Raw genomic sequence first — 13,176 nt, 5'->3', positions numbered from 1 at the left:
ACTTACTCCTGTCATACGCTTAAATTTCTTTGAAGTCAGCTGTTTGGCTTTTCCTATTTTCACTGTCAATCAAAGTCCTGCTCGCAATTGCTCAAGCCCTTCATAATACCACAAAACACTTTTGCAAGAGTTCTACTGCAATAAGTAGTGAGTACTTTCTACTTCACTCAGTATTACTGAAAAAATAGCGATCGCAATTATAAATAGACATAGGAGTGAAAATTAATTCTGCGTAGACATCTAAGGGCATTTTGCACATTTGGGATGCTCCCGGTTTTAGAGAGGGCGAGAAATTAGCAATAAATTATTTTCCGTGAATTCTTGGTGATTGCCTGAATTCAATAAACGACTACCCGAATTCAATAAACGACTACCCGGATTCAATAAATAACTGCCCGGATTCTATAAACGACTACCCGAATTCAATAAACGAGTGCCCGAATTCAATAAACAGCGGCGATAATGTTGGTTTAGCCGCGTTCAACACTAGTTCAGTCTTTTTCTTAAATTCTGCATCTTCTTTTCTTTTACAAAGTCAGAAGCTAAATGTTTAACCTACTGTTGCCATTGCTCACTTCCTCGGCAGAAATAGCCTCAAGTTGTGGCTGGCAACCCCACAGCCCGGTCATCAGTCGCAGCAGTAGCCGCTGCGAGAAAGACCAATAAATGGAAACTCAAAATTGGTCATCATGCGTAGGCGCAGCCTGCCGCAGGCATCGCTACCCAACCAGGCTTGAGGGAGTTTCCTTAGCAAGGTTTCTGTCCATCAATTCTGTACTCCCGTTCGCCCGCACAGCGCGGAACATTCCAAATCGACACAGCCCTGCACCAAACGCCAAACGCATCAGCAAAAACGTCGGCACCTCGCGCACAGACTTGACGAAACCAGACAGTCCATAACGCAGAAATCCGCTTGGTCGAACCACCCCTTGCCAGAGCGAATCTAACCAAGAAGGAAGCGTTTCTTGCGTCCAGTCTGCCGTAATTACCTCTCCCTCGACTAAGGAAGTCTCTGCTAAAAGCTCAGAGAATCCCTCAATGCTAGAAAAAGCTGGATGAGACCACTGATCTAGGAGTTGTCGCATCACTGGTTTCTCCCAAAAATTTAGCGGCTTTTGGCGGTCATCCCTTTGATTCCAGTCAGCTACAACCAACACTCCACCGGGTTTTAACACCCGGATTAATTCTCTAGCAAAAACAGCTTTATCTGGCATGTGGGGGCCTGCTTCGATTGACCAGACCACATCAAAACTGGCATCTGGAAACGACAATGCCATCGCATCATCGACCGCAAACTGGGCGTTTACCTCTTGGGGCGTTAACTCCTGGGCACGCTTCACCTGAATAGGGCTAATCGTAATCCCTGTGACAGCAAACCCATAATCTCGCGCTAAAATCCGGCTGCTGCCCCCAATACCACAGCCAACATCTAAAACGGTAGTACCAGGAGGTAATTTTTCTATTCCACCCCATTTAACCATTTCATGTACAAAGTCAGATTTAGCAGCCAAAAAATCCTTCTGTCGTGGCGGCGAACCGTAATGACCGAGGTGAATGTGTTCCCCCCAATAAAACTCTAAGATGCCGTCAGCAGTCCATTGATCGTAGGAATTGGCGACTGTGGCTGAGGATTGATACTTACGGGCAGTCAGCAAATAAGTCGCAATTCCTACCACCAAAAGCAGAAGAAAACCAATTAGAAAATATAATGAAGTTGACATTGTTTTGAACGCTCCTCTACGCCTACCGTAGATAGATTTTTTGCACGAATCTCGTGGGTAGAAGAAGATTTACTTTTGGAGTCGAGCTAACGGTTTGCTCGTTGCTCGTCTTGAATCAGACGAGCGATGGCGTAACCGCCCGCAGTCGGCGATGCTTACGACGAGCAAAGCTAACGCAGTATAAATCTTCCCATACATCGACATTGCAATATTTTGCATACCTCGAATAATTTTCCCTAGAAGTAGACGGGGCTTGTGTTTGTCTTGGGGAATCGTTTGTTTGACAAAAGGATGAACAGCAGTGGGAATCTTCGCGGCTCTGCGAAGATAGAATTTCGGCATGATGATTAACTGAAGTATTAATCTAGTAAATTAGCAATTTCTATGCATAATTGAGAAACCACTTGTTTGGTATGAAACAAGACTGTGTAAATCATTCACGCCATTTTCTACCTGCTTGGAACAACTTCCATCTGTTAATTAATCCAGCGTTTCGTTTTTGCTGCGACTATTTTCAAGCGATATTCTCACAGAGAGTAACTGTCACCATCGCTGTATTGGTAATACGCAATTTCTATTGTGAATTAATCGCCTACCGTCTCATAGAAAGCCGTAACCTGTAGCGTTCTGATATGTGGGGCTATGAGAATGTATTGCCTAGTAGTTGTAGAAATCTTCATAAAAATACTTAATCTGTGCCTCGCAGATGTACAGAATTTACAAGTCAACTTCGGCGGGCATTCTGACTCACAAGGCAAACCTTGATTACAGCTGCGGGACAGCGCCGGATTCACACCGGACTTTCCCCGTTTCCTCTAGTGGCTGTTCCCCACTAGAACCGAGATTCCCCTGCATATTAACACAATTGTGATTTGCTTGCATAAAAATCAATGGTCGATCTATACTGGCATTCGTCATTAATCGGAGCAAGTTTCATTCTTTACCAAAGCTTGCTCTGGATTTTTATTGGACAATTTTTCTAGCAATTTTTCAACCCAACAAACTTTTTCGGGTTGCCAGTGCTTTGTGACATAGCGCTGACAATTTTTTACATTGCCAAACCTAGTTAACAATTATTTTCCATTTTTGCAATTATTCTTTTACAATTTATCAACACATCTTGTATGCAAGCTCCATCTACACTCTCGAATAGCTCCACAACGGATATCTATGTCATTCGTCGTGATGGTTCGACAACACCGTTGGAAATTAATAAAATTCGCACAGTAGTTAATTGGGCTTGTTGCGGACTTTCAACAAATTCCATTGCTTTAGAAGCACATCTGACAACTCGATTGCGTCCCGGCATTACCACGCGAGAAATTCAAGATAATTTAATTCGCTGTGCCTTGGATTTGTGTAGTCCTGAAGAACCTGATTGGCGGCAAGTGGCAGGCCGCTTACATATTTGGAGTTTGTGGAAAGAAATAACAGTTAGCCGTGGCTATCAGTACGGGTACTATGCTCGGACTGTACATTTCAAAGTTTTAGAAGAACAATACGATCGCCGCATCTTGACCTACTCTCCTGAAGAGTTAGAAATTGCTAATACTTGGATTAATCCCGACTGGGATGCCGATTATGATTATGCGGGAGCGGTATTACTGACGAAGCGATATCTTTTGGCGAATGAATTACCCCAGGAAGCATTTTTAACTTGTGCCCTTTTGATTGCCTCCGTGGAAACACCAGATAACAGATTAATCTGGGCAAAGCAATTTTATGAAGCGTTAGCGAATCGTCAAATATCTTTAGCAACACCCATTCTGGCGAACTTGCGGATTCCCAATGGGTCGCTAGCCAGTTGTTTCATTACGGCAATGGACGACAATTTGGAAAGCATTTTTGGCGGCATTCATGATGCGGCTCGCATTTCCAAAAATGGCGGCGGTGTGGGGGTAAATCTGTCTCGGATTCGAGCAACAGGTAGTTGGGTAATGGGCAAGGCAAATGCATCAGGTGGTGTAGTTCCCTGGATTAAGTTGTTAAATGATACAGCGATCGCGGTTAATCAAGGTGGACGTAGAGCAGGTGCTGTTACTGTGAGTCTAGATGTTTGGCATATGGACTTACCTGAATTTTTGGAAATGCAAACCGAGAGTGGGGACGGGCGACGCAAAGCTTATGACGTGTTCCCGCAACTGGTTGTCAGTGACGAATTTATGCGGCGAGTAGCAGCAGATACAGAATGGACGTTAGTTGATCCCTATGAGGTACGAATTCGTTTAGGTATTGAACTAGCAACACTATGGGGTGAAGCATTTGAACGTGCCTATCTTCAAATTGAAGCCAGTTTAGATAACTCGATTACACTCTACAAACGGGTGAATGCGCGTCTTTTACTCAAACAGGTGATGCGAACCCAATTAGAAACCGGGATGCCTTATCTGTGGTTCAAAGATACCGCGAACCGAGCTAATCCTAATCAGCATCAGGGCTACATTCCTGGTGGAAACCTTTGTCAAGAATCATGGTCAAATGTGAAACCAGGTGAAGAAGCACATACGTGTAATCTCGTTAGTATTAATCTTGCGAATCTAGAAAATGAGCAGCGAGCAGAGATTTGTCAAATTGCAGTACGTATACTAGATAACACGATTGAACTTACTTCACCACCGTTTGCTGCTAGTGCCACTCACAACGCCAAATATCGCACAATTGGAGTAGGCTGTATGGGATTAGCCGATTGGTTAGCAAAACGTCATCTCACATACACCCATCTTCAAGAAATTAGCGATTTATTTGAAGACATCGGTTACTATTGCACGGCAGCATCGATGGAATTAGCGAAGGAACGGGGTGCGTATCCTGCTTTTGGGGGTAGTGAATGGAGCAAGGGACATTTAATTGGAGCAAAGCCTGTGGATTGGTTTAAGCAACACGCTAGTCTTCCAGAACGCTTTTTACAACTGAGTCAGGATATCAAACAACATGGGATTCGCAATTCACATATTACTGCGATCGCACCTAACACTTCTTCATCTTTAGTTCAGGGTTGTACAGCCAGTGTTTTACCCGTTTATAGCAAATTCTTCTATGATTTGTGGGCAAAAGGTTCAGTACCCATTGCACCGCCTTACATTCGGGATCATTTATGGTTCTATGTCGAAAATAAGACACTGGATCAGAAAAAAGTGGTACGGGCGATCGCTACAATCCAACAATGGATTGATACAGGAATTTCGATGGAATTGTTATTTAACCTAAATGCTGGAGTCTATTTCCCCGACGAACCTGATCGCTCTCTCACCGCTCTTGATATTTTTGAAACCCTAATGCTGGCTTGGGAATTGGGTTGTAAAGCAATCTACTATATTCGCACTGTCCAAAAAGATAGTTTCAAAGAATCGAACGAGCAATGTGTTGCTTGTGCAAACTAACTAGGGAGTAGGGAGTGGGGAGTAGGGAGTAGAGATTAAGAAAGTTTTGCTTTCAAGGATTTTTGTAAACCTCGAAGCATTCGTTGTATTTCGTCAGTTTTAGTTAGGATTTATTGGAGTTTAGAATTGGTTATGTATTCCAATTGTTCGGCTACAATGAGTTGGGTTTCAAGTTCCGCCAAAGAACCGAGAGCGATCGCTAGAAATCGAAGGAATTATTGTGTTGAATCTCTAGCATGACCTTCTGCCAAATTTGATGGGATCGATACTGCCGCCCGTTGCATTTGGTACTCAAACCATATGTTTCAGACTTAGGAAAATCTCGTGTTAATAGATAAACTTGCTTGGTCAAACTTATACCCAACTGCCAAACTTTCAAATCACGATAACTATTAATTGTCATAGATGCTGAATCAGTGTATATATCTTTTTTAATCTTACTCCCTACTCCTTACTCCCTACTCCCTTAAAAAAATGTACCAACAAAGACAATCATTAATGCCAATTAATCCCGTTTTCAATCCAAACGGGAGTGATAATACAGCAAACCGTTTAATATGGTTCGGGGAAACTACAAATTTAATGCAACTCAATGATGTTCGCTATTCCTGGGCTGTGTCTCTCTACCGTCAAATGCGAGAGAACTTCTGGGTTCCCGAAAAAATAGACATTACTCAGGACGTAACAGATTACCTCAATCTCACACCTGGAGAACGACGTGCATTTGATGGCATTCTCAGTTATCTGACTTTTCTCGATTCGGTGCAAACCTGTAATGTGCCTCATATCAAAAACAGTATTACCGCACCAGAAATTGCATTGTGTATGGCGGAACAAATTTCCCAAGAAGCAATGCACAATCAGTCTTATCAATACATTATTGAGACGGTGATCCCTAGTGATCGCCGGATACACGTCTATGATTTTTGGCGGAGCGATCTCATTCTCAAACAACGATGCGAATTCATTGCCGAACTATACCAAAAGTATGTCGATAACCCGACACCAGAAAATTATTTCGTATCGTTATTAGCAGATTATCTGTTAGAAGGGTTGTATTTCTACAACGGGTTTATATTTTTCTATAATCTGTCATCACGGATGCTGATGTCTGGGAGTGCCGATATCTTTAGAATGATTAACCGAGATGAACTCTCTCATGTGCGGCTGTATCAAAAATTGATTCCAGAAGCGATGCAAGTTTTTCCCCACAGCCGCGAACAAATTTATGAAATGTTTGCTTTAGCCGTCGAGCATGAATGCAAGTGGACAGAACATATTGTCGGAGATGATATTCTTGGCATTACAGCCAATAGTACAGAACAGTACACCAAATATCTGGCAAATGCTCGTTTAAAGGCGATCGGTTTAAAGCCATTATTTCCAGAAGCTATCTACAAGAAAAGCCCCTATGCTCACTTGGAGCGTTTCTCAGATACCAAAAAAGAAGCCAATACAAAAGCCAACTTCTTTGAGGCGAGTGTAACCAGTTATGTAATGTCCTCTAGCATTGAAGGTTGGGATGATTTCTAAGAAGGGTTTATTATTGGTTTAGACGTAGAGACGCGATATATCGCGTCTTTAAAAATGCGTCCCTTAAATCTAAATCTTGTTTTAATACTTCTCGATATAAAAATAGAACAGCATGAAGTGTTTGATTTTGCGTTGATGCCGCCATATTTTCATTAACCACAAGGTGCGTTAAAAATGCTTCAATTTCACACTTTCCATGTATTTAGGATGACGCTTATTATGAAAAAGGATATAGCGTATAATCCAGTAAAATAATTTTTTTCTGTTTGATAAGAATAGTGCTTAAGTCGAATAACATCTTGTACTTGTTCAAGCAGCTTTTTCGGACGCTGTTCTACAGGGTGTTATACAGAAAAATTCCGTTTAATACTCTCAATAAGGATGTTATGAGGAAAAATTCTCTACGACACCAAGGGATATACGGAAAAATTATATATAATATCCAAATAGGTTTGTTATCAAGAAAATTTCTGTATTTTATGACAGGAGTTGCCTGTAATGCTTAATATATCTTTATCTAAAAAAATTATACGGAAACTTCCCGCATAATAAATAGTTATGCTGCAGATCCTTCTTTCTAAACAGTTTTTCCTTTAAACTCTGATGAGGGACTTTCGTAAAGTAATGAACAATGAGATTTGGCAACAATTACTCTCACTTGAGAACCGGGATATAACTTATCAGAGGTTTAAGCGAATTCATTCACATGAGTTAAACGCGCGTCGTGCACGAGAAATGAATGCCGCAGCGAAGCAGAGCCGTGAATATTTTAGAAACGCTAGCAACTCGAATTATTCTGTGCGCCCTTTATTAACCTTTTATGGTGTTGCCTCCTTAAGTAGAGCTCTTTTGCTGTTGCTCAAGGAAAGGGGTGGTGAAGAGGGTTTAACTGCAAGTCACGGGCTTGAAACAGTTGGATGGAGCAATATTATGTCTGGCGATATTACTGCTGGGCTTCAGGGATTACGCAATTTAAAGATACGAACTACACCTGGATTATTTTCAGATTTTGTGACTCATACAAACAATAGAATTTCAATTCATGTCAATTCGTCAGGAGTTGATTGGCGGTTATCTTACGATGTTCCCAATCTTAGGCAAGAGTTTTCAGTCGATGATCTTTTTTCACGCACCCCCGATTTGCAGAAGGATTATTCAAATATTTCAGAAGTGACAAAATATGCCTTTATTAATCAAATGACTTACAGTGCAGATGCCGGATTTAGTGCGAAAGTCAGGGCTAAGCCATTCTCATTGTTTCAAGACGTTTATGAGGGATTCGGTTACACCGTAGAATCTGATTCTGATTGGGTTACGCTGACTTGTGATGCTGATACTTTTGCCAGAAATCTCCCAATGTTCATACATACGTATATGCACAAAACGTTTGGGTCGATTCCTTCCCTACACATTACTGAGCCGTTTTCCCCAAGTACCCGATATTCCCAGCTATGCATTACATATATGATCTCTTATGTTCTTGGGATGTTGGTTAGGTATTACCCTACACATTGGATTTCTCTTATCCAAGGTGATAAGGGAGATTCTTTATGGCCGACAATGAATCGTGCTCAGCAATTAGTGGAACAAAGCTTTCCTGAATTGGTAACAGAGCTAATCTCCGATATTTTGAACGAGTGTGATTCTAAGAGAGTACAGGACGAAGATTCTAATCATGCATAACCCTCCACGGCAGCGGACGGGCGAAAGCTGTTTGTAGTTTGCCAAGGATATCTGCCGCCGCACAACTTCACCGTTAAGTCATCAAAAGCGTATTTAATCCTGTACGTAGTTTTGTCCTGTCACCAATGCCAATTCTGCTCGCATAAACTCACGTCCCAAATAAGCCGCATGATCCAATCGACTCACTAAGCAAGGTTTTGTTTCCTCAAACAGTTGAATGCAAATTTCTTTAGCAGTTCTTCCTGTAAATAGGGCAGTTGGTTGTCGTTCCACTTTGACCGTTGCAGGAATCGGCTTTCCGGTTTCTGGATCGATAGCTAATCCTTGCTCATTAATTTCATTGGTAAAATGTTTCGCACAGATCAAGCCTGCTCCCCGATCTAAGTAGATGATAAAGTAACCTGCTGGATCGAATTCTAAAAATCGCTTGGATAGTTTGTCGTCAATTGCTGCGATCGCTAACTCACCTCACTAGCTGACACAGATTGCGATCGCTGGTGTCCTATTTTTTACCAGCTACAGGTAGACGGATAGTGAATGTACTACCTTGCCCTGGCTCAGATGTCACATTGATTGTGCCTTGATGTGCTTCAATAATACAGCGAGATAGATATAGTCCTAAACCACTACCAGAACGCTGATGTTTACCTTGGCGAAATCGCTCAAATAATATTGCCTGGTCTTGTTTAGAAATTCCCGGTCCTGTATCTTGGATATCAATAGTCACATCTGCTGGAGTGAGATAGCTATGAATATCTATAGAACCTTTGTCTGTAAATTTGATAGCATTGCCGATGATATTTGTCAAAACTCGCCGCAGTTCTACGCGATCGCCCATGATGGTGCTTGCATCACCTCTATCAATGTTTATAGCTAATCCTTTTTCTTCAGCTAAGGGAGTTAATTCTTGGGTAACTTCACTAACTAATTCCTGAATATTGCAGGGAGAAATTTTTAAGGTTTTACAGCCCGCCTCATGACGATAAACTTCTAGCAAGGTATTTACCATTTCCAGCAGGTCTTGGTTACTGCCAATCATGGTATCAATTATTTCTTGCAATTGTGGCGAAACTTCGCAAAACCTGCCTGACAGCAATAATTTTAATACGCGGTTGGAGGCTACCAGCGGTATGCGTAAATCGTGAGTAAAACGCGAGACAAAATCTGTCCGCAGGTTAGCCATCTGATCTCGTTCGTCGATACTATGTTTGAGGCGCAGGAGCGATCGCACTCGTGCATGTAATTCATCAGGATCGAATGGTTTACGAATAAAGTCATCTGCACCAGCATCAAGTCCTTCAACAACGCTAGACTCATAGTGAGCCGTGAGCAGCAGAATTGGGATAAATGGCAACGCCGGATTCTGTCGGATGCGTCGAGTAAATTCATAGCCATCTACCTCCGGCATCATCACATCTAACAGAATTATGTCTGGTGGTGACTCCTCAACCATAGTCAGAGCAATTTTGCTATCTTCTACCAAGTGAATCTCATAGTCCTTATCTTCTAGGACTGCTTCTAAGACCAGTAAATTGTCAAAAACATCATCGACAACGAGAATTTTATCTTTTTTAACAGTTTTAGTTAAAGACATGGCTAAATAAAAAAAGAAGTGCTTGGCTATCCCTAGCAAATCTAGTAATAGCTTACTTTACCAGCGCTGAGATTATTAAGGATTGACATTTTCCTTTAAAGTTTCCCAAATTAAATATCTGACAATTGTACGTAATTACACTGGTTCTTTAATCAAAAATGTATTTATTAAAGAATATTACTTTTTTACAACTATCTTATCTGTCCGATTATCCAACCAATATCTCTGCCTGGATGCTAGGGTGAGGTAGTTTAGTACCTTTTATGTGCATCATCCTAGCCACTGTAAGGGCAACTATTTAGTAGTCACCCACTCTTGCTTGCTAGCTAGGGGATTTTCAGAAAGGAGTTGTTTACTATAAAACATTTATCCTCAAGTAAATATATAAAAATATTTTTTGATCGAATTATATTGTCATATCGAAACTCTTGCTTTAAAAAAACTTCCGAGATAAGGTTATTTATGTCTAATGGTAGATGAACTTAGGGTAATAATACCAAATGCATTGCTTTTTGTATAAAATCCCGAAGAGAAGAACGAGATTATTTTAATCTGTACTTTAGATAGATAACAGTAAAATTAAGCAACTATGAGTGAAATCAAGATCCTCGTGATTGAAGATCACAACCTTACGAGAATCGGCTTACGGGCTGCTTTGCAAACCGATCCAGAGTTAAACATTGTTGGTGAAGCAGCCAATGCAGCAGAGGGCATCAAGCTTCTGAAAACTCTCAAGCCCGATGTTGCTACTATTGATATTGGCTTGCCTGACATGGATGGAATTGAGCTAACACGCACATTTAGGCAATATCAAGCCGAGAACGAAGATTATACAACAAAGCTGCTAATTTTAACGATGCAGAATAGCGAACAAGCAGTTTTAGCAGCATTTGCAGCAGGTGCAGATTCTTACTGCATGAAGGATATCGAAACTGAGAAACTGGTAGAGGCTGTACGAACGACCCATACAGGTAGCTCATGGATCGATCCTGCGATCGCAGACCTTGTACTACAACAAATACGTCAAGATTTCCCCGATGGCAACAGAGGCGCAGCTGGAAAAAGAGTTTTGATTGAAGGTATTGACCCAGATGTTGAAAAAAGTATAGTCACCTATCCTTTAACTCATAGAGAGATGGATGTTTTAGAGTTGATTGTCGCTGGGTGTGACAATGCAGAAATTGCTAAAAGGCTCTATCTAACGGTCGGTACTGTAAAAACTCATGTTCGAGGTATTCTAAATAAACTCTGTGTTGCTGACCGTACACAGGCTGCTGTCCGGGCTTTGCGGGCTGGATTAGTACCGTGAGTGAGTAAGCAACCATCATCAACTGCGTATACAAGAACACTTAACAAATAAAAATATTTCTTTCATAGTCTCCAGTCAATTGTTTTTCGGTCAAAGCAGTTAACTGGGACAAATATTTATGAAGAAATTGTTACAAAGTTTTGTAGAATGACATAATTGACTAAATAAGTATTTTTATATACATACATGATAGCGGATCAATTTCCCTGGCTTACTGCAATTGTCTTACTGCCACTTGTTGCTTCCCTGCTCATCCCTGTGTTACCTGATAAAGATGGTAAGCGCGTGCGGTGGTATGCACTGGGTGTAGGGATTGCAGATTTTGCATTAATGTGCTATGCATTTTGGAAGCATTACGATGCCAGCAGTGCTAGTTTTCAACTTGTGGAGAATTATGCCTGGATGCCTCAGTTAGGTTTGAACTGGGCGGTATCAGTCGATGGACTTTCAGTTCCCCTTGTGCTTCTGGCAGGATTTGTCACTACACTCTCAATTTTTTCGGCCTGGCAAGTTAATCACAGACCTCGCCTCTTCTATTTTCTGATGCTAGTGCTGTATTCTGCACAGGTAGGGGTGTTCGTTGCCAAAGACTTGCTGCTATTTTTCATTATGTGGGAAGTAGAGCTGATTCCCGTCTACCTACTAGTCTGTATTTGGGGTGGGCAAAGGCGTCGTTATGCGGCTACGAAATTTTTGTTGTACACCGCAGCGGCTTCTATATTTATTTTAGTGGCAGCCCTGGCAATGGGGCTATATGGCGGCGGTAACATGACATTTGACATAACCGCCCTCGCCAGGAAGGAATATCCTCTTGGTTTACAACTGCTACTTTATGCAGGGTTACTGATTGCATTTGGTGTCAAGCTTGCTGTTTTTCCGATGCATACTTGGTTGCCTGATGCCCACGGCGAAGCATCATCTCCTGTATCGATGATTTTGGCTGGTGTATTGCTGAAGATGGGCGGATATGGACTAATTCGCCTGAATCTTGAGTTGCTTCCCGATGCACATATTTACTTTGCGCCCGTTCTAGCCATTCTGGGTGTTGTGAATATTATCTATGGTGCATTGAACTCCTTTGCTCAGACCAATATGAAGCGGCGTTTAGCTTATTCGTCGGTTTCCCACATGGGATTTGTATTGCTTGGGATTGCGTCTTTCACTGATTTAGGAATCAACGGCGCGATGTTGCAAATGATTTCACATGGTTTGATTGCATCAGTGCTGTTCTTCTTAGCAGGTGTTACTTACGATCGCAGCCATACAATGGTAATGAAAGATATGGGCGGTATTGGTCAAGCCATGCCCAAAGTCTTTGCCCTGTTTACAATCTCCGCGATGGCATCTCTGGCACTTCCCGGTATGAGCGGCTTTGCTGGCGAACTCTCGGTATTCGTTGGTATAACAAGTAGTGACGTTTACAGTTCGACTTTCTGTACTGTAACGGTTTTTCTAGCAGCAGTTGGAGTCATCCTCACACCTATTTATTTACTTTCCATGCTGCGAGAGGTATTTTATGGTCAGAGTGCAGCACTCATCTGCGACATTAATAATGCAGGCTCAGAAAATCAAGAAGATGAGGGAACAGTTTGTTTTGGTACGGACTGTCTCGTACCAGAAGATGCTGTCTACGACGATGCTAGACCGCGTGAAGTGTTTATCGCTGCCTGTTTTCTGCTGATGATTATTGGTATTGGTTTCTATCCCAAAATGGCGATGCAGATGTACGACGTGAAGACTGTCGCAGTCAATGCTAATCTTCGCCAGTCTTATGCCGTAGTCTCGCAAACAAATCCCCAGATTTATGCTAAAGGATTCTTGGTTCCGCAAATTTCAGAGGTTGAGGTAGTGCCCGTTTTAGGAACTTTGAAGTAAGCTTTATTGACCTCGATTTCCGTAGAAAAGACCGTTGTCTACTAACCGTCTACGCGCTTTTATTAAGTAAGCACTTTGACT

The 13,176-nt window shown here is 41.8% G+C and carries 10 protein-coding genes, 1 pseudogene and 1 riboswitch; of the genes and pseudogenes, 5 read left to right on the top strand and 6 right to left on the bottom strand.

Going from position 1 to position 13,176, the window contains the following annotated elements:
• Positions 1–719 precede the first annotated feature (719 nt).
• A complete protein-coding gene (locus tag V7K21_RS14755; RefSeq protein ID WP_335175400.1) occupies positions 720–1,721 on the bottom strand; it encodes a methyltransferase domain-containing protein in 1,002 nt (333 codons plus the stop codon).
• A gap of 69 nt (positions 1,722–1,790) precedes the next feature.
• Positions 1,791–2,063 (bottom strand): hypothetical protein, encoded by a 273-nt coding sequence (locus V7K21_RS14750; protein ID WP_335175398.1) that lies wholly within the window; start codon positions 2,061–2,063, stop codon positions 1,791–1,793.
• 373 nt (positions 2,064–2,436) lie between these two features.
• Positions 2,437–2,579: riboswitch (cobalamin riboswitch) on the bottom strand.
• Positions 2,580–2,845: 266 nt separating this feature from the next.
• On the opposite strand from V7K21_RS14750, the gene V7K21_RS14745 reads away from it, so the two are divergent.
• Positions 2,846–5,101: a ribonucleoside-diphosphate reductase subunit alpha gene (locus V7K21_RS14745; protein ID WP_335175396.1), complete on the top strand. Its 2,256-nt coding sequence runs from the start codon at positions 2,846–2,848 to the stop codon at positions 5,099–5,101.
• A gap of 110 nt (positions 5,102–5,211) precedes the next feature.
• Here the strand turns inward: V7K21_RS14745 and V7K21_RS30735 are convergent.
• A pseudogene (locus tag V7K21_RS30735) lies at positions 5,212–5,385 on the bottom strand (four helix bundle protein).
• Between the two features lie 214 nt (positions 5,386–5,599).
• Here V7K21_RS30735 and V7K21_RS14735 point away from each other — a divergent pair.
• Positions 5,600–6,634: a ribonucleotide-diphosphate reductase subunit beta gene (locus V7K21_RS14735; RefSeq protein WP_335175394.1), complete on the top strand. Its 1,035-nt coding sequence runs from the start codon at positions 5,600–5,602 to the stop codon at positions 6,632–6,634.
• A gap of 10 nt (positions 6,635–6,644) precedes the next feature.
• On the opposite strand, the gene V7K21_RS30730 is transcribed toward V7K21_RS14735, so the two are convergent.
• Complete coding sequence (locus tag V7K21_RS30730) at positions 6,645–6,818, bottom strand: phage integrase N-terminal SAM-like domain-containing protein (RefSeq protein ID WP_442948885.1); 174 nt, start codon at positions 6,816–6,818, stop codon at positions 6,645–6,647.
• 440 nt (positions 6,819–7,258) lie between these two features.
• Here V7K21_RS30730 and V7K21_RS14730 point away from each other — a divergent pair, with 440 nt between their 5' ends.
• Positions 7,259–8,317: a YaaC family protein gene (locus tag V7K21_RS14730; protein WP_335175392.1), complete on the top strand. Its 1,059-nt coding sequence runs from the start codon at positions 7,259–7,261 to the stop codon at positions 8,315–8,317.
• Between the two features lie 93 nt (positions 8,318–8,410).
• On the opposite strand, the gene V7K21_RS14725 is transcribed toward V7K21_RS14730, so the two are convergent.
• Positions 8,411–8,773 (bottom strand): DUF4346 domain-containing protein, encoded by a 363-nt coding sequence (locus V7K21_RS14725; protein ID WP_335175408.1) that lies wholly within the window; start codon positions 8,771–8,773, stop codon positions 8,411–8,413.
• A 46-nt stretch (positions 8,774–8,819) separates the two neighbouring features.
• Positions 8,820–9,911: a hybrid sensor histidine kinase/response regulator gene (locus V7K21_RS14720; protein WP_335175390.1), complete on the bottom strand. Its 1,092-nt coding sequence runs from the start codon at positions 9,909–9,911 to the stop codon at positions 8,820–8,822.
• A gap of 589 nt (positions 9,912–10,500) precedes the next feature.
• Between V7K21_RS14720 and V7K21_RS14715 the strand changes: the two genes are divergently transcribed.
• Together V7K21_RS14715 and V7K21_RS14710 are read left to right on the top strand one after the other, a co-directional pair.
• The gene (locus V7K21_RS14715) at positions 10,501–11,220 is read left to right on the top strand and encodes a response regulator transcription factor (RefSeq protein WP_335175388.1); all 720 of its coding nucleotides are present in this window, start codon (positions 10,501–10,503) and stop codon (positions 11,218–11,220) included.
• A 186-nt stretch (positions 11,221–11,406) separates the two neighbouring features.
• Positions 11,407–13,095, top strand: coding sequence for an NAD(P)H-quinone oxidoreductase subunit 4 (locus V7K21_RS14710; RefSeq protein ID WP_335175386.1), 1,689 nt, complete (start codon positions 11,407–11,409; stop codon positions 13,093–13,095).
• Positions 13,096–13,176: the final 81 nt, after the last annotated feature.

This window comes from Nostoc sp. (assembly GCF_036919595.1).
In the GTDB taxonomy this organism is placed as follows: domain Bacteria; phylum Cyanobacteriota; class Cyanobacteriia; order Cyanobacteriales; family Nostocaceae; genus Nostoc.
This window is presented reverse-complemented; position numbering and strand designations above follow the sequence as displayed.